Origin of the sequence: Pusillimonas sp. T2 (assembly GCF_002236805.1) — a bacterium.
In the GTDB taxonomy this organism is placed as follows: domain Bacteria; phylum Pseudomonadota; class Gammaproteobacteria; order Burkholderiales; family Burkholderiaceae_B; genus Neopusillimonas.
On sequence record NZ_NIQA01000002.1, the window covers coordinates 68,788 to 93,231 of the forward strand.

Below are 24,444 nucleotides of genomic sequence, written 5' to 3' on the forward strand. Positions count from 1 at the left end.
ATTTTAAGCCTATGCCATAATTGGATCGCTTTTAACCCCACGGTTCATCAGGATCTATTGTGACGACCTCTTCCTTTCCCGACGCTGTTTTTAAAGCCTACGACATTCGTGGCACAGTCCCCGAACAGATTAACCCCGACTTTGCCCATCACCTGGGTCTGGCGCTGGCTAAGCAAGCCATCAGCGAAGGCGTTGATACGCTGGTCGTGGGTTACGACGGTCGTCTGAGCAGCCCTGCGTTGTCGCAAGCGCTGCAAGGGGGCATTCAGGCAGGCGGCGTCAACACGCTGGACCTGGGTTGCGTACCTACACCACTGGTTTACTTTGCTGCACACACTAAAAAAACCGGCTCGGGCGTGGCAATTACGGGTAGCCACAACCCGCCCAATTACAACGGCTTCAAAATGATGATGGCCGGAAAAACGCTATATGGCGCGGGTGTGCAAACCCTGAAAGCCAGCATGAATCAAGGCAATATGCCGGTCGCTGCGACGCCTGGCAAAGGCACACATTACGCCCCCATCACTGACTATATTCAACGCATTGTTGGCGACATCAAGCTCACGCGGCCCATGAAAATCGCCATTGACTGCGGCAACGGCGTAGGCGGCGCAGTCGCACCTGCCCTGTTCCGCGCACTGGGTTGCGAGGTCACCGAACTGTTCTGTGAAGTGGACGGCAATTTCCCCAATCACCACCCCGACCCGGCCGACCCGCACAACCTCGAGGACTTGATCCAAACGGTTAAAACTACCGACTGCGAACTGGGCCTGGCCTTCGACGGTGACGCCGACCGCCTGGGTGTGGTCACCAAGTCGGGGCAAATCATCTGGCCTGACCGTCAACTCATTTTGTATGCACAAGACGTACTGCAACGCGAGCCCGGCGCCACCATTATTTTCGATGTAAAATGCAGCCGCCACGTTGCCCAGTCTATTCGTGCCGCCGGCGGGCAACCACTTATGTGGCAAACCGGCCATTCGATGATCAAGGCCAAACTGGCCGAAACCGGCGCGCCACTGGCCGGCGAAATGAGCGGCCATACCTTCTTCAAAGAGCGCTGGTTTGGCTTCGACGACGGCTTGTACACCGGTGCCCGGCTGCTCGAAATCGTGTCTCGTCAGGCCGACGCATCCGCGCTACTAGAGGCGCTGCCTCAGGGCGTATCAACACCCGAGCTGAAGATTGAGATGAATGAAGGTGAGCCGCACGCACTGATCGCGCGGCTTCAAGCCGAGGGGCGATTCGCAACGGCAACCGAAATAAACACCATCGACGGCGTTCGCGCCGAATATAGCGATGGTTTCGGGTTGGCTCGTGCCTCGAACACTACCCCGGTTGTGGTGCTGCGCTTTGAGGGCGACAATGCGCAAGCGTTGGAACGCATCCAGGCCGAGTTCCGTCAAGCGCTGTCGGCCTTGGCACCTCAGGCACGGTTACCGTTTTAACAACGACTCGTACAACTGCAAATGGGCCTGCTGCACTAGCCGAATATCAAACACGCGTTCGGCCAGTTGTCGGCCGGCCCTGCCCATTTGTTGACGTAGTTCAGGGTTTTCGGCCAAGCGCACCACTGCGTCAGCCAGGGCCTGCGCGTCACGCGCAGGCACCAGCACCCCGGTTTCGCCAGGCTCAATGGCATCGCGGCAACCCGGTACGTCGGTTGTCACTACCGCGCGGCCGCTAGCCGCCGCTTCAATCAGCGACTTGGGCAGACCCTCGCGATACGAGGGCAGTACGGCGATATGCGACGACTGGTACAGCTCGGCAATATCCGTGCGCTCGCCCAAACACTCGACCACACCCTCTTGTTGCCACGCTTTCAGTGTCTCTTCGTTTACGCTGGCTGGGTTGATCACGTCAGGGCTACCGACCAGTACCCAACGTAAGCCCGACGGATGCCCACGCGTGAGACGCGCTGCCTCGACAAACTCGTTGACGCCTTTGTCGTGCAACAAGCGCGACACCATAATGGCCACCGGCGCGCCACCGGGCTCAGGCAATGCAGGAAACTCGTTCAGATCGACCCCCGACCCGCGAATCATGACCACCTGCCCCGGCCGTAACGCTCCGGCTGCCTGCAACATATCGCGGTCACCACCGTTCTGGAATATGACCCGACTGTGGGGATGGCCGAGCGCCAATCGGTACAAACGTGTTGCCGCCCAACGAATAAGGTTGCGTTTAGGGTCGCCCCCGGTAAACACAAAGCCCAGCCCGGACACTGCCCCGATAAAGGCCGGCACTTTAGCCAGGCGCGCCGCTATCCCGCCGTATAACAAAGGCTTGATGGTGACGGCATGAACGATGGCGGGACGCTGCTGAATAAACAAGCGGCGAAACGCCAACATGGTCAGAAGCTCGCGAAACGGGTTGCGCCCACTGCGTGACATGGGGATGACATGGTGGCGGAAACCCAAGGCCTGGATTTGTGGCACGGTCGGGCCATCCATGGTCGCCACATGCACGTCGAACCCAGCCTCGCGCGCGGCTAGCGCCAAGGGCAAGCGGTGCGACAGGAAAAAGGCGGGGTTATTGATCGCAAACATCAGGCGACGGCGACCGGCCAATTCGTGCCAATGCGCACGGTAGGCTTCGACCATCGCCGACAAACTAAAGAATCGCGCCACACGCTCACGCCCTTTTTGAAGGCGGGTTGCCATATCGGGCTTGCCCAATTGCGCTAAGGCCTGATTTAGCGCGTCGGACAAGGCCTCGCTGTTTTGCGCAGGCGCAACCCAACCCAAGGTACTGACAATGCGCGACGCATCGCCGACATCGGTTACCACATTGGCAACGCCCACGGCCATGGCTTCGGCCACCACATTGGGAAACCCTTCAGCGCAACTGGACAATACATGAATATCAAGCGCTTTCATGATGTCGGGCACATCGTCGCGTCGCCCTAGCAGCAATACCCTGTCGCGCAGGCCATGCCGTTCAATAAGCGACATGAGCTGTGTATTGTTTTCGTCAACCTGATGGCCGACCAGCACCAACTTTAGTTTGGGGTGCGTTTGCGCACTACGCGCAACGGCAGCCAATAAATTGGCGTGGTCTTTCAGTGGGTTCCAGCGCGCAATACACCCCAACAAAGGTGTATCGAGCGACACATGAAGCTGCGACCGCATGCGCAAACGCACCTCAGGGTCAGGTTTCCAACGCGACAGGTCGTATCCGTTGGGGATAACGCGAAAAAGGTTGGCCCGGTACCCCCACGACTTATGACGGTGGGCGGCGTTATCGGCGCAAGCCACAATGCCCGCAGGAATAACGCCTGAAGTACGAGCGCACAGCCACGCAATGGCCCGACTGACTCGGCTGGCCTTGTGCAAGTTGGCGCCCGAGTTGCGAATACCCCAGGACACCGCCCGAATACCAGCGAGGCGTGCAACCACGCCGCCCACCAGATCGGCGTGGTACATCCAGGTTTGTACGACATCGGGCGACAACTGGCGCAACAGGCGATACATTTCGCGCAGACCAGACCAGGTCAGCCTGCCAGAGGGCATGTCAAGCGTCAGCACATTAACGCCGGCCTCACGCAATCGGGGACCAAACACGCCAGCGTCGGTCATGGAAATGACGGTATGACGATCTTTTTGTTCGGGTGCCGTCAACAAACGGTGCAACACGGTTTCGGCCCCACCGTGCCCCAGCCCCGAAATGATATGAACGATGTGCAGAACGGTCGTATCAGTCATTGTGCTTTGTTACCCTGGAAAGAACCCCGCCCCATTGCTTAACCACAGCAGACAGGCTGAATCGGGCCCGCACAGACTGCGCTGCCCCTTTACCCAGTTGTTGCCGTTGATCGGCATCGCCCAACAAGGCGCGCAAACCCGCGACAAACTTGTCTTCGTCGCCTAACGGCACCAACACAGCATGTTGACCGTCTTCGGTCAGCTCGCGCGGACCACTGGGGCAGTCGTACACAACAGCGGGCAGCCCAAGCGCCATCGCCTCGAGCAATACATTGGGAAAACCCTCTACAGAGGACGTCATGACAAACGCACTTGCCTTTTGCAGCTCGATCCACGGCGACGTCGTACGCCCCGGCATAAGCACCCTACCCGAAAGCCCCATTTGCTGAACCTTTAATTCGAGCCCTTCACGCATGGGGCCGTCGCCAAAAATATAAAGATCCCACTGCGGGAAATTGGTGTGAATGCGCGAAAACATGTCTATCAAACGGTCGAATTGCTTGTTGGGCATAAACCGGCCCATGGCGACAAGACGGAAACGACCGCTGTCATCGGGCATAAGCGACGAAAGCGCCATGTCGTCGAGCTCCGGTGGCATCGGATTGGGCAATACGTCGAGGCTGGGCATGTTCGGCACCATCTGCGCAAAAGCGCTGGCCGTTGCCTGGGTTTGAACACAAACCGCCGTTGCGCGTCGGTACAGCCATCGGCGCAGCATCGACAATACCCGCCCGCTGCTGTCGCTGAACGCCGGATTAGTACGCTCGCATACCACGACAGGCACGGTCAGCCCCCAAGTGGCCAATAACGTCATGACATTGACATTGGTCAGGAAAGAAACAACAACATCGGGCTGCGCGTCGGACACAAACCGACGCATCTGGCGTAACTTTAAAAACGGCGAACGCCACGAATGAGCGCCGGCACCTAACCGATCAGCAAGCCATTCGACCTGCACATTTGATGCCAGCGGATAAAAACTATGTCCCTTAACGGGATAGGTCGGCATGAGCAGCACGTGATGACCCTGCGACGCCCAGGCGTTGCACAGCGTTGCCGCAACACGTTCGGCACCGCCTGCATTCATCGAGCTGACCAGGAGCGCGATTTTCATGCCGAGAGGCCTTCGTTCGATTTCGCGTCAAGCCAGGCCTGCGTCATTAACACCCCCCACAAGTGGGCGCTCCAATCGTGATGACCCGCCAAATGCGACTGCCATTTTTTCATGACAGGCTCGGCATTGAACACACCATGGCGCGCAAGATGCGCTGGGTCGAGCAGACTTTGCGCCCAGTCTTTTAATGGACCACGCAGCCACTGCCCGACAGGTACGCCAAACCCCTTCTTGGGCCGGTCAATGAGCACTTCGGGCACATGGCGATAAAGCACTTGCCGCAGCAACCATTTGCCCTGCCCGTCGCGAAACTTGTATTGCGGTGTCAGGCGCTGCGAAAACGCATACACACGGTGATCCAGTAAAGGCACGCGTGTTTCCAGGCTGGCCGCCATGGCAGCCCGGTCGACTTTAACGAGGATATCATCAGGTAGATAGGTCAGCGTATCCAACAGCATCATGTGATCGGAAAACGGCAGGCCACTGGGTTGATCGAATACTGTGGGCGCCAGGCGTCCACCGTTAATTACGGCCGAGGGGTCTTCCCAGTACGACACAAACTGACGATAAAACGGCCCCGAGCCCTCAGCGTGCATCAGACGACCGAATTTATCGAGCTGCCCGGCACCGTTGCCAGGCCAAGCGCGACCGAACGTTTGTGCCAGCGAGCCAAATGGCTTGCGCATCAAACCCGGCATGCTGCTGCGCTTGTCCCACCAGCGCTGCGCACGCTGATAACGCGAATAACCGCCGAAAAGTTCATCGCCCCCATCGCCCGACAAAGCGACCGTCACGTGCTGACTGGCCATTTGCATCAGCAACACGGTGGGAATCTGGGAAGAGTCGGCAAAAGGTTCGTCGTAAATGTCAGGCAGCCGCGGAACGACATCCAGGGCATCTTGTGCCGACACATACAATTCGGTGTGCCGTGTTCCCAGGTGCGCAGCCACCTCACGCGCATATTCGGCCTCGTTGAACGCGGGCTCGTCGAAACCAATGGCGTATGTATTGACGGCGTTGGCGCTCAGCGCTTGCATCAGGGCTACAACCAGCGACGAGTCGACACCACCGGACAAAAAGGCACCCAAAGGCACGTCGGCCATCATTTGACCGCGAATCGCCGTCATCAACACTTCTTCAAGAGCGTCGACGGCATCCTCTTCGCGAGAAAAACTCAGCGCCTGCGACTTGCTTTCTTCGGCCACCTGTCGCGCCGACCAATACGCCGAGGCCGGCGGCAAATTGCGCTGCCGGCAGTCTTCGACGGTCAGCGTAATGTAGTGTCCGGGCGGCAGCTTTTTAATGTCTTCGTAAACGCTGAATGGCGCCGGAATATAGTTGTGACGCATCATCAGCGTCAGTGCGGTTTTGTCGAGCGCGGTATTGAAACCGGGCATACCGCGCAGCGCCTTAAGTTCGGAAGCGAAAACCAGCGCTTCGCCGGCATGGCCCCAATACAGCGGCTTTTCGCCCATGCGGTCGCGTGCCAACGAGAGTGTTCGGGCATCGCGATCCCAGACCGCAAAAGCAAACATGCCCACCAACGACCGCAATGTGGTTTCGAGCCCCCAGGCGGCAATGGCTGCGAGCAGGGTTTCGGTGTCGGAGTGGCCCCGCCAGTCGGGCGCCTGACTTTGCACCTGCAACAACTCGCGCAGCGCCAGATGATTGTAAATTTCGCCGTTAAGCACAACCACATAACGACCGCAAGCCGACACCATGGGCTGATGACCGGCTTCGGACAAATCAATGATGGCCAGCCGCACATGGCCCAGACCAATATTGGCGTCGGCGTCCTCCCAATAACCCTGACTGTCCGGCCCACGATGCTTCATCACCTTGCGGCTGTTGGCCAGAACATTCTGCCGGTCATTCAGCGGGCCCCAGGCCCCAACAATTCCACACATAATTACCCTTTTTTCAGGCTGTTTTACCCGGATCGGCAGCGTCGACAAACACCTGACGCCACAGCGCCATGACCCGGGCCGACGAAAAGCGGTCGCGCACATCGATGGCGCGCCTGGCCATGGCCTCGCGCTTTTGCGCGCGGGACATCAGGTCGGACAAATGGGCTGCCAAGGCCTCGACATCTTCAGACGGGCTGACCAAAACACCATCAATACCGTCACGGACGATTTCCCGCGGGCCTGTTTCACAATCGAAAGCTACAGCGGCCAACCCACTGGCCATGGCCTCTAGCAAAGTATTCGACAACCCTTCGACCCTCGAGCTGAGGACGTAAAGATCGGACTGCTCGTACCAGTGGCCGACGTTACCGACGCGACCTGGCATCGTAACCCTGTCGGCCAGACCCAGCGCTTCGATTTGCGCTTGTAGGTTTTCGCGCTCGGGCCCCTCGCCCAACAAGGTCAAGTCCCAATCGGGCAAATACTTTGCAATGGCGGCGAACGCGGTCAATAGAAGATCGAACCCTTTGTGCGGGTGCAGACGGCCAACCGCAAGTAAACGCTTGCGACCGTGCCGCTCGGGCGGTTCGACGCACGGATCGGTCGCATCAAGCGGCCAGCGTACCGCATTGGGGATGACGCAAACCTTCGAGCCCGGCACATGCTGCGACAACCATTGCGCCGTGCCCGATGTAAGCGCGACCACCCGTGCAGCGCGAGGATAGGCCCAGCGACGCATGCGCAACCAGAAGGTTGACAGCTCTTGCGATGGCGGGTGCGTGTGTTCGGTGGCAATGACCCGACACGGCAACCCCCGCGCAGCGGCCACAGCCAAGACCGATGACGTCGTCATCATGCCCAGCACGAGCGTAGGCCGCACACGCCGGATCACGCGGCGTAATTTCATCACACGACGCATGTTGGCCAACAACGCACTGACCCGCCCCCGGCTGGCCCCGGCTGTACCCAGCACAATACGGCTAATGCCCGCTTGCAGTGGATAGGCATCGGACGACGCATCGGCCTGGGTAACCACGGTGACCCGATAGCCCTGGTGGTACCAATAGGCCCCCAGGTCGGCTGTGACGCGCTCGGCCCCACCCCCACTCAGGGAGTGAATCACAATCATCAAATGCGGCGCAGACTTCTTTTTAGACACAACCCAACACAACCCAAAAATACATTGAAAACCATACGGTTTAAGGCCGGTACCGCAAGGCCGCAACCGCATAGCATACATAGGACGACGCATACATGAAGGCGGTGGCCAACATGATGCCCTGCGCGCCATACACTGGCGCCAGAACCGCGTTCATGGCCGCCTTTACGGCAAAGTTTGCCACTGCAATGGCCGCCATGACACGATAACGATTTTGACTGGCCAGCAACTGCACCAGAATCAACACCCCGAAATAGAAGGGCAACTGCAACAGCCCCCATCGCAATACTTCGGTTACGCGCTGCGTATCGTCGGCGCTAAAAGCACCACGCTCGAACAACAGCGCGACCCCATAGGGCGACAGCCACCAGCCGGCTGCCGTCGCGACGACACCCGCGGCCAGCATGACCACCGACCACTTAAGCGCAACGCGCCTTCCGTAAAGAGCGTCGCCCCGGCTATGAATATCGGCCAACACGGGCAAAGCCGCCCGCCCAACCGACGCCGCACCCACGCCAAGCACTAAGGCCAACAAGCGCGTAGCATAGCCAAGCGTGGCGTTGGTGTTGTCGCCCAGCGACGCCGCTGTGTATTGATCGATGGGGCCGACGAAACTCATGGCCACCTGCCCGATAAGCATGACGCCTGCCGCCTTGACCAATTCGGGCCAGTGCGAAGACCCAAACCCGAATCGCGGCATGGCCAATGTTTTATCAGCCCGCCCCGCCAACCAGAGCAACAGTACCGACTGCAAAAAGTACCCGACCAGCGTACCCCACAACAGCGGCCCCACGTTGTCGACGACTCCGGCCAGCAAGACCCAGATCAAAATAACCACTGCCGGCACACTATCAAGCAACGTATTCAGATGCCGCTCGTGGGCACGCAAACGGGCAGCACTAATCCCTGCAACCAGGGTCAGCAGTGCCGCTGGCGCAAACGCCCAGGTCAGCTGCAAACTCATGGCACGGGTTTGAGGGCTTAACCCTTGCCCAGCAATCTGGAGTACCCAAGGCCACGCCAAGTAAATCAATACGGCCAATACCGTGCCCAGCGCAATGGACCAGGCCTGAAGTTCGGACAAGAACCGGTTACGCGCCTGCTCGGGTTCGCGCCGCGTGCGAACCAATACAGGGATGAGAACAACCGACAGGACACCCACTAACGTGACGGGCAGCCAACTGACCAGCGTCAAGGTGAACTGATAGGCATCGACCGCATCGGACACGCCATAACGGTAGGCCACGGCCATTTCTTTGGCCGCCCCCGCAAACTTGCCCAGCAACAAAAACATCGCGACCCGCAGTGCTGCTTTGGCGATGCGCTGGTGATCGTGACCCAGCCGGGCAAGTTTTTGGGACAGGAAACTCAAATCAACCCAGGAATTGAACGTACCAAGGCATGGCCTTTTTCAAGCCGTTGACAATATCGTAAGCCGGGGCATAACCCAGCAAGCGTCCAGCCTTGCCAATGTCGGCTTGAGAATGGCGAACGTCGCCGGCACGGAAATTGCCGTAAACAGGAGACTTTGCATACTGGATGCCGTTCTCGGACAATGTTTGCGCCAGATACCCGAACAACTGGTTCAGGCTGGTACGCGCATTGAAGGCAACGTTATAAACCTGATTAACAGCTTCACCCGTTGCGACGGCCGACAATATATTGGCCTGAATGACATTTTCGATGAAGCAGAAGTCTCGGCTGGTTTCGCCGTCGCCATTAATGGTGACGTCTTGATTTTTGATCATGGCGGCCACCCATTTCGGGATGACTGCGGCATAGGCGCCATTGGGGTCTTGCCGACGGCCAAACACATTAAAGTAGCGCAGACCAATGGTATTGAACCCGTACGAACGCGCGAATACGTCGGCATAAAGTTCGTTAACGTACTTTGTGACGGCGTATGGCGACAGCGGGCGACCAATACGTTCTTCGACCTTAGGCAAGGCCTCGTGGTCGCCGTAAGTAGAACTAGAGGCCGCATAAACAAACGAGCTGACCTGCGCATCGCGGGCTGCGACCAGCATATTCAAAAAACCGGAAACATTCACCTCGTTGCTGGTGATGGGGTCGTTTAGCGAGCGAGGAACCGACCCCAGTGCGGCCTGATGTAAAACGTAGTCTGCGCCCTGCACGGCCTGACGGCAGGCGTCAAGATTACGGATATCGCCTTCGATAAAACTGAATCGTGCCCAGGCTTGCTGACCCACGTTTTTGCTGACCTCGTCGAGGTTGCGCTGGTGACCCGTAGCGAAATTATCCAGCCCGACCACGGTCTGGCCCTGCTCAAGCAAGACTTCGACGAGGTTGGAACCGATAAACCCGGCACACCCGGTGACCAGCCAACGTTTCGGCTGGGCACGCAGGTTATCGAGGACTTCTGAATAACGTGTCGTCATGCCCGCCCCTTACAGACGCAGATCGGCTTCGTCGGCCGACAACACATACTTCAGGTCGTAAAGCACATGATCGGGCTTACCCAAAGCGCGAATGGCCTGCGCGCCCATTTCGACAAACTGATGGTGCGAGACCGCGAGAATGATAGCGTCGTACTTGCCATTGACGGCCGATGGTACAGGCGTAATGCCGTATTCGTGCACAGCCTCTTCTGCCGACACCCATGGGTCGTAAACATCGACCTCAATGTTGTATTCGCCAAGTTCACGAACGATATCGACCACGCGGGTATTACGTAGATCGGGGCAGTTCTCTTTGAAGGTAAGACCCATCACGAGCACACGCGAACCCTGCACCTGAATGCGCTTTTTGGTCATGGCCTTGACCAGCTGAGAAACGACATAGCTGCCCATGGCGTCGTTAAGGCGTCGGCCCGCCAGAATGATTTCGGGGTGATAGCCGATAGCCTGCGCCTTGTGGGTAAGGTAGTAAGGATCAACGCCAATGCAATGCCCACCCACCAAACCCGGGCGGAACGGCAGGAAGTTCCATTTGGTGCCTGCTGCTTCGAGTACAGCCTGCGTGTCGATGCCCATTTTGTTGAAAATCAGGGCCAGTTCGTTGATAAGCGCGATATTGACGTCGCGCTGGGTGTTCTCGATAACTTTGGCGGCCTCGGCGACGCGGATGGACGGCGCTTTGTGCGTACCGGCCACAATGATTTCACCGTAGAGGGCATCGACAAGGTCAGCCACTTCGGGGGTCGAGCCGGATGTCACCTTTTTGATGGTGGACACGCGGTGCTGCTTGTCGCCCGGGTTGATACGCTCGGGGCTGTAACCCGCGTAAAAATCGACGTTGAATTTCAAACCCGAAACCCGCTCGAGCACAGGCACGCAGTCTTCTTCGGTGGCCCCCGGGTAAACCGTAGACTCGTAAATAACAATATCGCCGCGCTTAAGCACTTTACCAATGGTTTCGCTGGCACGAATCAGCGGTGTCAGGTCGGGTTGCTTGTAGTCGTCGATGGGTGTGGGCACCGTCACAATAAAGACATTAGCCTGACCCAACTGGGAAGCTTCGTGACTGAATATCAACCCACTGGCTTCGGCAAGTTCAGATTCTTCAACTTCGAGCGTGTGATCTTTACCCGTTTTCAGTTCGGCAATACGCCGCGCATTGATATCAAAGCCAATAACAGAACGCTTTTTACCGAATTCGACGGCCAGAGGCAGGCCCACATAGCCCAGGCCAACCACAGCAAGTTTTACGTCTTGAAGTTGCAAAATTGATCTCCAGAAAATTATTTAGTGTGACGACCGATAGACGGCAACAGTAACCAAGAGGGGCGACGCCAAGACACCAGGCGCGAGTAAATCCAGATGTAGACCGACGCAAACACAACAAGGCTGATGCACAGGATCAGGGTGTTGTCCCACCAGATAGTGGCCGGCACCAGCCCAATAAGCGTCAGCACCCACAAATAAGGGGATGTCATGGCATTGCACAACGCGGGGACCGCGTGACGGCCATCGCGACTGAACGTAACGCGTACCAGCCGACGAAAGACCAGTTGATGCAAATGCAAGGCGTCGGGTTGGTCGATAGGCGTACCGCGCTTGAAGCGACGACGCCAAATTGAGAAGAGGGTTTCGAATACGGGGTAAAACAAAACCGCCAGGGCATAAAACGGCGACACCCCGGGGTTACGGACCACCAGCTGGACCGCCAGCTCGGCCAGCATAAAACCCAGAAAATACGCCCCGCCGTCACCCAAAAATACGCGCCCGAACGGGAAGTTCCAGACAAGGAAACCCAGCGTAGCGGACGCCAGCGCCGCGGCAATAAGAAAAATGGGAATGTCTTGGACTTGCAACGCCACCAAACCGATGGATACAGCCATGAGCGTCGCCACCATGCCAGCCAGGCCGTTCATGCCATCGACAATATTGAGCGCATGCGTACAGCCGCCCACCGCCACCATGGTGAACAACAGCGAAACAGGCCAATACGCTAATAGCCAGTCGACGCTGGAGAACCCGACCCGTGAAACCCCACCAATAAGCCACCAGGCAATGGCAGCCGACAAAAAGGCTGCTAACAGACGCTTGCTGGCGCCGATATCTTTGGTGATGTCTTCAAGGAGGCCCGCGACGAACACTGGCATGGCTGCGATAAACAACACCGGCCAAAGCCAGGTAAGCGTCATATTGCTGGGGCCCAATACCAGCAACCCCGCCAAACTACCCGCAACGACAGCAAGCCCGCCCACGCGCGGCGTAGCCCGCGAATGCGAAGCCTGAGGCTTGCTCAGGTCGGAATCGCCCGTCAGCTTGCCGTGCCAGCGCTCGGACGCCACAATAAGACCGCCCACCATGAAGGCGACGATACAGATGTAGAGCCACGTCAGGGTGTCCCAGGTTTGAGGAGAATTCACAAATTACCTACAACGCAATTCAGATAAACGCTAATTATGCAGTGGATCTGTAACAATGGTGCCACTTGCATGCAATAAGATGCTACTGAAAATTGTTACCGTATTTAAAAATGGAACACCTGGGCAAAAAAAAGCCCGAGATCGAGAGATCTCGGGCTAAATCCACCAAAGGAGGAGGGTGGAGGAGACAACCTGGGCATGTCGGGCTACGAAGGCACTTGCCTGAGCCACACTGCGCTAAAACTAGGGTTAACCCCCTTGCGCTGCGTTTCGACATCCGATAGAAGCATTGTATTTAAACTTTTGTTGCGTTGCAAGAAAAATTTTATTTTCCTGCATTTTTACAACAGCCACTTTAACTTGCTGCGGCCTGTTCAAATACGTTTAAGCTTCAAACATTAAGCAAATTGTAGACTAGGGCAAACCCTAGGTCAATAGCTTTTTTGCAGCTTTTTGTTTTGTTACAAAAAAGGCGTATACGTGCGAGACACTACACACGGTATGCCGTGGTGGTCATTATTTTGGCCATGAATTTCATGCCTGCTTTAAGCGGGCCCGGCAACGGCACTGCCCCGTTTTTTTCGGCCGTTTGGCGATGACTGATTTCGTCGTCACGCATTTGCTCGACAATTTTGCGCGAACGCACATCGTTATCGGGCAGCATCGACAAATGACTTTCAAGGTGGTGCTCGACCTGGGTTTCGGTTTCGGCCATAAACCCCAGGTTATGGCCTATGCCGGCACGGCCGGCAACCACCCCTAGTGCAAAAGACCCGGCATACCAGAGCGGATTCAGATGGCTGGGTCGACTATGGAGCTCTTTAAGCCGGTCGGCGCACCACGCCAGATGGTCGACCTCTTCGCTGGCCGCGTCGTAAAGCATATTTCGCGTTGCAGCATCGCGACAAAAAAGCGCCTGGCCACGATACAACGCCTGCGCACATACCTCGCCAACGTGGTTGACTCGCATCAAGCCTGCTGCATGCTTTTGTTCGGTTTCGGATAGCGCGCGATCTACTGCGGTAGGCCGACCAGCCGGATTGGGCCTTGAAGCGTGAACGGCGCCGGCCAGAACCTCAAGCGCTCGCCCGGCCTCGGCCAGACATTGATCGACCGGACTGAACTGGCGTTGCATGGGTTTAACAGCAGTCATACGAACATCCTTTAAAGACAACATGGCGGCTTGAGGCGTCGCAAAGGCCCGGCCGGCTGGCATACCTGAATTCTACAAAATACCCGCCCAGCGCGGGGCACGGCAAACGGCGATGATAATATTGAAGCTTTTCTTCGACGCTGGATTTTTGCCATGGAATGCACAATTGACTGGGGTGGCCCCGAAGGCATGCTTTTTGTTGCCCGTACCGGTAGCGGGCACGTAACCGCGATGGACGGCGCGCCTGAAGGCGGCGGCAACAACCTGGCTCCGCGACCTATGGAAATGATGTTGACCGGTGCTGGCGGCTGCGCCGCGTACGACGTGGTGCTCATATTAAAGCGCGGCAGACACGCGGTAAGCGGTTGTCAGGTCAAGCTGACTGCCGAACGCGCCGACACCGACCCGAAAGTCTTCACGCGCATCAACTTTGCCTTTACCGTCACGGGTGCCAACCTGCCCGAAGCCGCCGTCGAGCGCGCCGTAAAACTGTCGCACGAGAAGTACTGTTCGGCGACAGCCATGCTGGCCAAAACGGCCGAAATCACCCACACCATTACCGTCGTCAATACCTGAGCGCCCAATGAACCAGTACGAAACCTTCATGCACCACGTGTATACGCACGGGGTACAAAAAACCGACCGCACAGGCACGGGTACCCGATCGGTCTTCGGCTACCAGATGCGCTTCAATCTGGCCGAAGGTTTCCCGCTGGTTACGACAAAAAAGCTGCACACCAAAAGTATTTTTATTGAACTGCTTTGGTTTTTGCAGGGTGGGCGTAACGTGAATTGGCTAAAAGAGCGCGGCGTTAGCATTTGGGACGAGTGGGCACGCGAAGACGGCGACCTGGGCCCCGTTTACGGCGTGCAATGGCGATCCTGGCCCACCCCCGATGGCGGCCATATCGACCAAATCAGCCAGGTTGTCGAGCAAATCAAAAGCACCCCCGATTCGCGCCGGCTGATTGTGTCGGCCTGGAACGTCAGCGACATCCCCAACATGGCGCTCCCGCCATGTCATGCGTTCTTCCAGTTTTATGTGGCCGACGGCAAGCTGTCATGTCAGCTTTACCAACGCAGCGCCGATATTTTTCTGGGCGTGCCCTTTAATATTGCCAGCTACGCCCTACTCACCCATATGGTGGCGCAGCAGTGCGACCTTGAAGTGGGCGACTTCGTCTGGACAGGCGGCGACTGCCACCTGTACAGCAACCACTTCGAGCAAGTCGAAACCCAGCTTTCGCGCGAGCCGTTTCCGTACCCCAAGCTCAATATCAAACGTCGGCCGGCGACCTTGTTTGACTACGCCTATGAAGACTTCGAAGTGCTTGACTACCAGCACCACCCGCACATCAAGGCGCCGGTTGCCGTCTGACGGCAGGTTCGCAACACGTTTATGACATTGGCCGACATGCCCCAATTACCCCGTATCAAGTGCGTAGTTGCGTATTCGCGCAACCGCGTTATTGGCAAAGACAATACCCTGCCCTGGCATTTGCCGGCCGACCTGCAACACTTTAAAAAGAATACGCTGGGCCAGCCCATTATCATGGGGCGCAAAACCTGGCAATCGTTGGGCCGACCGCTACCCAAGCGACGCAATATTGTCATCAGCCGCGATGCAGCCTTTAACGCGCCGGGCGCCGAAGTTTTTACCTCGCTAGAACTCGCGCTGGCGGCCTGCAGCCACGAAGCCGAAATTTGCATCATTGGCGGCGCACAAATATTTACCGATGCCCTGCCCTACATCGACGAAATCATTGCCACAGAAGTGCATGCCGATATCGAAGGCGATGTTTACTTTCCAGAGCTGCCTTCGGGGCAATGGCAAGAAACCGAGCGATTACTGCAGCCCCCTGAAAACGGCTACACCTACGACTTTGTGACCTACCTGCGGGTAGAGCCCACCCGCTAACGCTTACAGGTCGAGCCTTCCTGGCACGCCAAGTAGCGCTATTGCCCAGCCTGCCAGGGTGGGCAGGCACAAAACAGATTGCGGTCCCCGTAAACGTTGTCGACTCGCGCGACGGGAGGCCAGTATTTGGACTGCTTAAGCGTTGCCAGCGGATACGCGGCCTGCTCGCGAGAATATGGTGCGCTCCAGGTATCTGACAGCAGCATCTGCGCGGTGTGAGGCGCGTTCTTAAGCATATTGTTTTCGGCGTCGAACTCCCCCGATTCGATACGGGCAATTTCCGCGCGAATGGCGATCATGGCATCGATAAAGCGGTCAAGCTCGGCCAGCCCTTCTGATTCGGTGGGTTCGATCATTAGCGTGCCCGGCACCGGGAAACTCATGGTCGGCGCATGAAAGCCGTAATCGACGAGCCGCTTGGCCACGTCTTCGACCTGAATGCCTGCGCTGTCTTTGAACGGGCGCAAATCGATAATGCATTCGTGGGCGACCCAGCCGCCTCGCCCCGAGTACAGAATTGGATAATAGTCGCGCAAACGCGCGGCAATGTAATTGGCATTTAGTATGGCCACGGCCGTGGCCTCACGCAGACCCTGCGCGCCCATCATGGCAATGTACAAATACGGTATGGGCAAAATGCCGGCCGACCCGTACGGCGCTGCCGACACTGGCCCGCAAGGGTCGGTGGGCACAATACCCCGAGCGCCGGAAACACCGGGCAAGTAAGGGGCAAGGTGGGCCTTGACTGCTACGGGCCCAACACCCGGGCCACCACCGCCATGCGGAATACAAAACGTTTTGTGCAAGTTCAGGTGCGATACGTCGGCGCCAAACAGACCCGGCTTGGCCACACCCACCATGGCGTTCATGTTGGCCCCGTCGAGGTAAACCTGCCCGCCTGCCCCATGCACAATATTGCAAAGTTGCACGACTGACTCTTCGAATACGCCGTGTGTTGACGGGTACGTAATCATGACTGCCGCCAGGGCATCGGCGGCCTGCGCCACCTTTTGCTCAAGATCGTGCATATCGATATTGCCATATTCGTCGGCCTGCACGACACGTACCTCGAAGCCTGCCATTTGCGCCGAGGCCGGATTGGTGCCATGAGCGGATGAGGGAATAAGGCAAATATTCCGGTGCCCCTGGCCACGCGCGCGATGCCAGGCCCGGATGGCCAGCAAGCCCGCGTACTCGCCCTGGGCGCCCGAATTGGGCTGCAGGCTGATGGCGTCGTAACCGGTGAGTTCACATAGCCAGGCCGACAGCCGTTCAATTAATTGCTGATAACCTTGAGCCTGCTCGAGCGGTACAAACGGGTGCAGCTGTGAAAAGGCCGTCCAGGTAATGGGGAGCATTTCGGCCGTCGCGTTCAGCTTCATGGTGCACGAACCCAGCGGGATCATCGTGCGATCGAGCGCCAGGTCTTTGTCGGCCAAGGCGCGCAAGTAGCGCAACATGTCGGTTTCGGACTTGATGGACGAAAACACCGGATGGGCAAGCACCGGTCGGGTACGCTGCAACGTTGCTGGGAATAACTGCGGCAACAGCACACCGACGGTCTGAGGCTTGAACGACCCCAGAAAGTCAGAGATCGTTTCATGAGCCTGCGCGGGTTCGGCCGAGACCTCGGCAAAGACCGCCAAAATATCTTGCACGTCAGTCAACTCGACAGTTTCGTCGAGCGAAATGGCAAGGCTGTCGGGGCTCGGTTGCCTGAAGTTAATATGCCGGGCTTGCGCCGACTGCACTAAGGCCGAAGTTTGGCGACCTGTGGCAATGTGCAGTGTATCGAACTGGCTCGCATTAACCACGCGCCACCCCAAGGCCTCGAGTGTGCGCCGCAATAATGTCGTACTGGCCGCGACGTGCGTGGCGATCGACCGAAGGCCGTCAGGGCCATGCCATAAGGCATACATGCCCGCCATCACGGCCAACAGCACCTGGGCCGTACAAATATTTGACGTGGCCTTCTCGCGCCGGATGTGTTGTTCGCGCGTTTGAAGCGCCAGACGCAATGCCGGATTGCCTTGCGAATCGACAGACACCCCAACCAGACGCCCCGGCAAATGCCGGCGCAAGGCTTCGCGACAGGCCATGAAGGCGGCGTGCGGCCCGCCATACGCCATAGGCACACCGAAGCGCTGCGCCGAGCCGACAACGATGTCGGCGCCCCACTGCCCTGGCGGTGCCAGCAACACCAGCGCCAATAAGTCGGTGGCAACCGCCACCGTGGCGCCCGCCTGATGCGCCTGGTTAACCAACCCGGCGTAATCGACGACCCCGCCCAAAGAGTGCGGATATTGCAATAAAACACCAAAGCACTCGGGCAGGCCCTCGGCCTCGTCACCCACAGTGAGCTCGATACCCATAGCCTGCGCTCGCGTATGAAGCACCGCCAGCGTTTGCGGATGACAATGCACCGACGCGAAGAAACAACGGCTGGGGCCGGTGGCATTGCGCAGGGCCATACCCATGGCTTCGGCTGCCGCTGTTGCTTCATCAAGCAACGAGGCATTGGCGATGTCCATGGCGGTAAGGTCGGCCACCATGGTCTGAAAGTTAAGCAGCGCTTCGAGGCGCCCCTGAGAAATTTCGGGCTGGTAAGGCGTGTATGCCGTGTACCATGCCGGGCTCTCGAGGACGTTGCGTTGTATGACGGGTGGCGTATGCGTACCGTAATACCCCTGACCGATATAGCTGCGAAACAATGTGTTTTGCTTGGCCAGTTCAGCTACCTGTCGCAAGGCAGCCGCTTCGGTCAGCGGCTCGGGCAACGACAAACCGTAGTCGCGAATGCCCTGGGGTACGACTTTTTCGATGAGATCGTTAAGGCTCTCTGCCCCAACTACCGAAAGCATATGCACCTGTTCGGGCGCAGAAGGCCCAATATGACGGGCCGCAAAAGGGTTGAGGTTTTGGGCGCCGCGGTGCATAGGCTATTTACTCGTGGGCCTGCCGATAAGCTTCGGCGTCGAGAAGGCCGTCGAGATCGGCCGGATTGGCGGGGCGAATCTTGAATATCCAGGCCTCGTAGGCCGACGCGTTGATAAGTTCGGGCTGCCCTTCAAGCGCAGTATTGAACTCGACAATTTCACCGGCTACCGGCGCGTAAATGTCGGACGCCGCTTTGACGGATTCGACAACGCCTGCAGTGTCTCCGGCCTTCAGTGTATTGCCCACCTTGAAGTCGCCGACGAACACCAGGTCGCCCAACTGGTCTTGGGCATTGTCGGTAATACCGACCGCCAGAACATCGCCATCGGCTTTAACCCATTCGTGCGACGCGGTGTATTTACGATCGTTTGGCAAATTCATTCAAACCTCTTTGTTCTGGAAAACTGTGTTCTGGAAAATAATGACAAGCATAGCGTAAGCCGGGCCAACTGCGTAGCTGGCGTTTTTACGCCCGCGAGCGGACAAACGGGAGTTGGACAACCCGCGCAGACAACCACTTATCGCGCATTTCGACGTTGACGGCCTGACCGACAGAAACGCCCGCCGGCACCCGGGCCAACGCGATCGAATGCCCCAGCGTCGGCGACATGGAGCCGCTGGTGATTTCGCCATCGCCCAGCGGTGTTTGAACGGCCATCCCCGCCCGCATTACGCCACGTTCGAGCAGCTCAAGGCCGACGCGAACGCGATCTCTCGGGGCAATATCGAGCGCATCTCGACCCACGAATTCGCGGTCCGGATCAAGCAAAGATACCGTCCAACCCAGACCGCACTCGTAAGGGTTGACGCTTTCATCCATGTCTTGCCCGTACAAATTAAGCGCGGCCTCTAGGCGCAAGGTATCGCGCGCGCCTAGCCCACATGGCTTTACCCCGGCGTCGAGTAGCGTTGCCCACAACTGGACAATCATGGCCAACGGGCCGGTAACCTCATAGCCGTCTTCGCCGGTATAGCCTGTTCGCGCCACCAGGACGTCGTCGGGCAAAACGGTTGAGCCAAAAGACGGCACAACCGAAAGAACGTCAGCCCATTGGGGCCACGCCCGGTGCAGCATCGACCGCGCATCGGGACCCTGCAAAGCCAGCATGGACAAATCGGATCGCGGGATAACCTGCACGTTGAAGTGCTCTTCGTGGGCAACGCGACGCATCCAGTCAAGATCGGCGTCGGCTGTGGCCGCGTTTAACACCGTGCGCCACGAGCCCTCGGCATGGCGATAAACGATCAGGTCATCGATGACGCCGCCCTCAGGGTTAAGCATGCAGCTGTACATGGCCTGCCCCGGACGCTGGACCCGAGCGGCATCGTTAGCCAACAACCGACGCAAAAACGGCAAACTGCCATCACCCTGGATGTCGACCGCCCGCATATGCGAGACATCGAACATACCGCAAGCACGACGTACCGCGTGATGCTCTTCAAGCTGCGACCCATAAGTCAGCGGCATCGACCATCCTGCGAAATCGACCATGCGCGCACCCGCGCTCAGGTGAGCGTTGTACAGCGCCGTTTGTTTTAAAACGTTTGTCATACCACCCCGCTCAAACCTATACCGGGCGCGCCGTTGCAATAAGCGCCCTGGCGCACGCCACTGCCGACGACCACGCCCATTGAAAGTTATAGCCGCCAAGCCAGCCGGTGACATCGACGGCCTCGCCAACGAAATAAAGCCCGGGCACCGCCTTGGCCTGCATGGACTTTTGATTCAGGCCCTGCGTGTCGACACCGCCCTTCATGACCTCTGCCTTTTTATAACCAGCCGTGCCGGTGGGAGCAAGCACCCATTGATGCACGCGCTGGGAAAGGTCGCGCAAAAAGCGGTTTGACGCATCGGCCAAACGTATGGTGCCTGCCTGACCTTCGTACCCTGGCATATCGGCCAACCACTGCTCGGCCAGGCGGCGGGGCCACAACCCGGCCAGCACCGTTGATAGTTGCTGCTTGTTCCCCGGCCGTGCGTCGAGCAAAAGCTGCTCGATTGACTGACCGGGGGCAAGATCGATATGAATGGACTGTCCGGGTTGCCAATAGCTGGAAATTTGCAAAATAGCGGGGCCCGACAAACCACGATGAGTGAACAACAAATCTTCGACGAACTGGCCGCCGTCCCCTTTTCGCCCGGTCTGGCCACAGCTCACTTTAACTTCGAGCGCCACACCGCTGAGGTCGGCAAACGGTTTCCAGTGATCGGGATCGAACAACAGGGGTACCAGCGCAGGCCTGGGCTCAACGACTTTCAGCCCAAACTGGCGCGCTATTTTCAAAGAAAAGTCGGTCGACCCCAATTGCGGGATAGCCATGCCTCCGGTGGCCATGACCAACTGCCCGGCCCGGATGGTTCCACTGTCGGTGGACAACACAAAGCCCGCTGTATCTTGACCAATGTCGTGCACCGTGCACGGCATGCGCCAAGCCACGCGCCCCGTGTCGCACTCGGCACGCAACATATCAATAATGGACTCACTGGAGTCATCGCAAAAAAGCTGACCCCGGTGCTTTTCGTGCCAGGCAATACGGTGGCTACGGACCAGTTTGAGGAAGTCTTCCGGGGTATAACCGGCAAGCGCCGAACGGCAAAAGTGCGGATTTTGTGAAATGAAATTGGCAGGAGTCGTGCCAATATTGGTGAAATTACACCGCCCCCCGCCCGAAATACGGATTTTCTCGGCCAGACGAGCCGCGTGATCAATGAGCACCACGCGCAAACCGCCTTGACCGGCAACAGACGCTGCCATCATGCCGGCCGCACCGGCCCCCACAATGGCAACGTCGAAGTCAGCGCGCGACACGCTTAGTCTTCGCGCAAGCAGTCAACGTAGTAGCGAGGCTGACCGTCGGGGCCGACATCTTCGGCCAAACCATGCACATAAGTTTCGAAGCCCGGGAAACGGGAGTTAAATTCGCGGACAAACTGCAAATAATGAACAATGCGCGAATTGAACCGTTCGCCCGGAATGAGCAATGGAATGCCGGGAGGATAAGGCGTCAGCAACACGCCCGTTACGCGGCCTTCAAGCTCGTCGATCGAAACGCGCTCGACCTCGCGGTGGGCCATTTTGGCGTAGGCGTCAGACGGCTTCATGGCCGGCACCATGTCGCTGAGATACATTTCAGTCGTCAGGCGCGCGACGTCGTGATCACGATAGGCTTCATGAATTTGCTGACACAAATCGCGCAAGCCCATGCGCTCGTAGCGGCGATTTTCTTTGCAGAAGTCGGGCAAGATGCGCCACAGCGGATGATTGCGGTCGTAGTCATCTTTAAACTGCTGCAGCGCAGTCAGCAATGTGTTCCAGCGGCCTTTGGTAATGCCGATGGTAAACATGATGAAGAACGAATAAAGGCCGGTCTTTTCGATGACCACGCCGTGCTCGGCCAGGTACTTGGACACCAGCGCAGCCGGAATGCCCGTTGGCGCGAACGTGCCTGAAATATCGAGGCCGGGCGTAACAATAGTGGCCTTGATCGGGTCAAGCATATTGAAGCCCTTGGCCAGCGGGCCAAAGCCATGCCACTCGTCGTCGGCTTCAAGCATCCAGTCTTCGCGGCTACCAATGCCGTCGGGCACGAGGCGTTTGGGGCCCCACACTTTGAACCACCAATCGTTTTTGCCGAATTCGGATTCGACCTTGCGCATGGCGCGACGAAAATCGAGCGCCTCTTTGATGGACTCTTCGACCATGGCAGTACCGCCAGGGGGCTCCATCATGGCGGCGGCGACGTCGCACGACGCAATAATGGCGTATTGCGGCGAGGTCGACGTGTGCATGAGGTACGCCTCGTTGAACACGTTGCGGTCGAGTTTACGGTTCTCGGGCTCTTGCACTGTAATTTGCGAAGCCTGCGACAAACCCGCCAGCAGCTTGTGAATAGAGTGCGTGGCAAACACCATGGCATCTTTGCTGCGCGGCCGATCTTTACCAATGGCGTGCATGTCTTTGTAGTACTCGTGGAACGCCGCGTGCGGGATCCAGGCCTCGTCAAAGTGCAGGGTATCGACTTCGGAACCCAGCTTTTCTTTGATCATCTCGACGTTGTAGCTGACACCGTCGTAAGTACTTTGCGTGATGGTCATGATGCGCGGACGCTGGTTTTTAACGCCGCGCGCAAAAGGGTTGGCTTCGATTTTGGCCCGGATGGACTCGGGCTCGAATTCTTCGAGTGGAATGGGGCCAATAATGCCCAGGTGATTGCGGGTTGGCCGCAAAAACACCGGGATGGCGCCCGTCATGGTGATGGCGTGCAAAATTGATTTATGGCAATTGCGGTCGACCACAACGATGTCGTCGTTGGCCACGTTGGCATGCCACACAATTTTGTTCGACGTAGATGTGCCGTTGGTCACGAAAAAGCAGTGGTCGGCGTTAAAAATACGCGCCGCGTTGCGTTCGGACTCGGCGACCGGCCCGGTATGGTCGAGCAGCTGGCCCAGTTCGTCGACGGCATTACACACGTCGGCACGCAGCATGTTCTCGCCAAAAAACTGGTGAAACATTTGCCCGACGGGGCTTTTCAGAAACGCCACCCCGCCCGAGTGCCCCGGGCAGTGCCACGAATACGACCCGTCAGATGCATACTTGACCAGCTCGCGGAAAAACGGCGGCGCCAGGCCGTCGAGGTAGGCACGCGCTTCGCGAATGATGTGACGCGCCACGAATTCGGGGGTGTCTTCGAACATGTGAATGAAACCGTGCAGTTCGCGCAGGATATCGTTGGGAATATGCTGCGATGTGCGGGTTTCACCGTACAAGTAGATAGGGATATCTTCGTTGCGAAACCGCAGCTCGCCAATAAAAGAACGCAAGTTCTTGATGGCGTTGGCGACGTCTTCCGGAGAATCAACGTCGAATTCCTCATCGTCAATCGACAAAATAAATGCACTGGCCCGGCTTTGCTGCTGAGCGAACGAGCTGAGGTCGCCGTAGCTGGTCACCCCAAGTACTTCGACCCCTTCAGCCTCGATTGCAGCGGCTAGCGCGCGAATACCCAGACCCGAAGCATTTTCGGAACGGTAATCCTCGTCGATGATGACGATGGGAAAACGGAATTTCATGCGCCTGCTCCTATGTGCGTGGCAATGTCACGCCCTGCTGACCCTGGTACTTGCCACCACGGTCACGGTACGAGGTTTCGCAAACCTCGTCGCTTTCAAAAAACAACATTTGTGCACAACCTTCGCCCGCGTAAATTTTGGCCGGCAAAGGCGTTGTGTTGGAAAATTCGAGTGTAACGTGCCCCTCCCACTCGGGTTCGAGCGGAGTCACGTTGACGATAATGCCGCAACGCGCATACGTGCTTTTGCCCAGGCAAACCGTCAGCACGCTGCGGGGAATACGAAAGTATTCGACCGTGCGCGCCAACGCGAATGAATTGGGCGGAATAATGCAGACATCGCCTTTGAAATCGACGAACGATTTCTCGTCGAACGCTTTCGGGTCGACAATAGTTGAGTTGATATTGGTAAATATCTTGAATTCGTCGGCGCAGCGCACGTCGTAGCCGTAGCTGCTGGTGCCATAGCTGACGATTTTCCCGCCATTAACACTACGCACCTGGCCGGGCTCAAAGGGTTCGATCATGTGGTGCTCTTGCGCAACACGACGAATCCAGCGGTCACTTTTAATCGACATAGGGATCCCTTGTTTAATGGGCGTCTATTTTATAGCCAGCCCATGACAAATGCGCGGGCAAACAGAC

19 protein-coding genes are annotated in these 24,444 nt (G+C 57.7%); 4 read left to right on the forward strand and 15 right to left on the reverse strand.

Translation table 11 applies throughout. The annotated features are described in order from the left end of the window. Positions 1-56 precede the first annotated feature (56 nt). Entirely contained in the window at positions 57-1,448 is a 1,392-nt protein-coding gene (locus PuT2_RS03490; protein ID WP_093969654.1) for a phosphomannomutase/phosphoglucomutase, read from the forward strand. On the opposite strand, the gene PuT2_RS03495 is transcribed toward PuT2_RS03490, so the two are convergent. The 9 genes from PuT2_RS03495 to coq7 form a co-directional block, all read right to left on the reverse strand. After that, entirely contained in the window at positions 1,437-3,704 is a 2,268-nt protein-coding gene (locus tag PuT2_RS03495; protein WP_093969655.1) for a glycosyltransferase, read from the reverse strand. The two genes, PuT2_RS03490 and PuT2_RS03495, sit on opposite strands and share 12 nt — an antisense overlap. Then, on the reverse strand, positions 3,697-4,818 hold the full coding sequence (locus PuT2_RS03500) for a glycosyltransferase family 4 protein (RefSeq protein ID WP_093969656.1): 1,122 nt from the start codon (positions 4,816-4,818) through the stop codon (positions 3,697-3,699). The genes PuT2_RS03495 and PuT2_RS03500 overlap by 8 nt, the downstream gene beginning before the upstream one ends. Next, the gene (asnB, locus tag PuT2_RS03505; RefSeq protein WP_093969657.1) at positions 4,815-6,725 is read right to left on the reverse strand and encodes an asparagine synthase (glutamine-hydrolyzing); all 1,911 of its coding nucleotides are present in this window, start codon (positions 6,723-6,725) and stop codon (positions 4,815-4,817) included. The genes PuT2_RS03500 and asnB overlap by 4 nt, the downstream gene beginning before the upstream one ends. A gap of 13 nt (positions 6,726-6,738) precedes the next feature. After that, positions 6,739-7,854 (reverse strand): glycosyltransferase family 4 protein, encoded by a 1,116-nt coding sequence (locus PuT2_RS03510; protein WP_093969658.1) that lies wholly within the window; start codon positions 7,852-7,854, stop codon positions 6,739-6,741. Between the two features lie 70 nt (positions 7,855-7,924). Beyond that, entirely contained in the window at positions 7,925-9,256 is a 1,332-nt protein-coding gene (murJ, locus tag PuT2_RS03515) for a murein biosynthesis integral membrane protein MurJ (RefSeq protein WP_093969659.1), read from the reverse strand. 1 nt (position 9,257) lies between these two features. Next, positions 9,258-10,283 (reverse strand): SDR family oxidoreductase, encoded by a 1,026-nt coding sequence (locus PuT2_RS03520; RefSeq protein WP_093969660.1) that lies wholly within the window; start codon positions 10,281-10,283, stop codon positions 9,258-9,260. Positions 10,284-10,292: 9 nt separating this feature from the next. Continuing rightward, positions 10,293-11,567: a Vi polysaccharide biosynthesis UDP-N-acetylglucosamine C-6 dehydrogenase TviB gene (gene tviB, locus PuT2_RS03525; protein WP_093969661.1), complete on the reverse strand. Its 1,275-nt coding sequence runs from the start codon at positions 11,565-11,567 to the stop codon at positions 10,293-10,295. Positions 11,568-11,584: 17 nt separating this feature from the next. After that, entirely contained in the window at positions 11,585-12,691 is a 1,107-nt protein-coding gene (locus tag PuT2_RS03530; RefSeq protein ID WP_093970052.1) for a glycosyltransferase, read from the reverse strand. Between the two features lie 517 nt (positions 12,692-13,208). Next, on the reverse strand, positions 13,209-13,871 hold the full coding sequence (coq7, locus tag PuT2_RS03540; RefSeq protein ID WP_093969663.1) for a 2-polyprenyl-3-methyl-6-methoxy-1,4-benzoquinone monooxygenase: 663 nt from the start codon (positions 13,869-13,871) through the stop codon (positions 13,209-13,211). A 153-nt stretch (positions 13,872-14,024) separates the two neighbouring features. Between coq7 and PuT2_RS03545 the strand changes: the two genes are divergently transcribed. From PuT2_RS03545 to PuT2_RS03555, 3 genes are read left to right on the forward strand one after another with little or no spacing between them, the layout of a single operon-like run. After that, positions 14,025-14,447 (forward strand): OsmC family protein, encoded by a 423-nt coding sequence (locus tag PuT2_RS03545; protein ID WP_093969664.1) that lies wholly within the window; start codon positions 14,025-14,027, stop codon positions 14,445-14,447. A gap of 7 nt (positions 14,448-14,454) precedes the next feature. Then, positions 14,455-15,249: a thymidylate synthase gene (locus PuT2_RS03550; protein ID WP_093969665.1), complete on the forward strand. Its 795-nt coding sequence runs from the start codon at positions 14,455-14,457 to the stop codon at positions 15,247-15,249. 36 nt (positions 15,250-15,285) lie between these two features. Continuing rightward, positions 15,286-15,789, forward strand: coding sequence for a dihydrofolate reductase (locus PuT2_RS03555; protein ID WP_093970053.1), 504 nt, complete (start codon positions 15,286-15,288; stop codon positions 15,787-15,789). 38 nt (positions 15,790-15,827) lie between these two features. On the opposite strand, the gene gcvP is transcribed toward PuT2_RS03555, so the two are convergent. The 6 genes from gcvP to dcd all read right to left on the reverse strand — a co-directional run bounded on the left by gcvP (position 15,828) and on the right by dcd (position 24,377). Continuing rightward, positions 15,828-18,725, reverse strand: a complete 2,898-nt coding sequence (gene gcvP, locus PuT2_RS03560; RefSeq protein ID WP_093969666.1) for an aminomethyl-transferring glycine dehydrogenase — start codon at positions 18,723-18,725, stop codon at positions 15,828-15,830. A gap of 7 nt (positions 18,726-18,732) precedes the next feature. Further along, on the reverse strand, positions 18,733-19,107 hold the full coding sequence (gene gcvH / locus PuT2_RS03565; protein WP_093969667.1) for a glycine cleavage system protein GcvH: 375 nt from the start codon (positions 19,105-19,107) through the stop codon (positions 18,733-18,735). Between the two features lie 85 nt (positions 19,108-19,192). Further along, the gene (gene gcvT, locus PuT2_RS03570) at positions 19,193-20,278 is read right to left on the reverse strand and encodes a glycine cleavage system aminomethyltransferase GcvT (protein WP_093969668.1); all 1,086 of its coding nucleotides are present in this window, start codon (positions 20,276-20,278) and stop codon (positions 19,193-19,195) included. A gap of 16 nt (positions 20,279-20,294) precedes the next feature. Next, positions 20,295-21,557 carry an NAD(P)/FAD-dependent oxidoreductase gene (locus tag PuT2_RS03575; protein ID WP_371596399.1) on the reverse strand — a complete coding sequence of 421 codons (1,263 nt, stop codon included), beginning with the start codon at positions 21,555-21,557 and terminating at the stop codon, positions 20,295-20,297. Next, positions 21,539-23,800 carry an arginine/lysine/ornithine decarboxylase gene (locus PuT2_RS03580; protein ID WP_093969669.1) on the reverse strand — a complete coding sequence of 754 codons (2,262 nt, stop codon included), beginning with the start codon at positions 23,798-23,800 and terminating at the stop codon, positions 21,539-21,541. The genes PuT2_RS03575 and PuT2_RS03580 overlap by 19 nt, the downstream gene beginning before the upstream one ends. Positions 23,801-23,810: 10 nt before the next feature. After that, positions 23,811-24,377, reverse strand: coding sequence for a dCTP deaminase (gene dcd / locus PuT2_RS03585; protein WP_093969670.1), 567 nt, complete (start codon positions 24,375-24,377; stop codon positions 23,811-23,813). Positions 24,378-24,444: the final 67 nt, after the last annotated feature.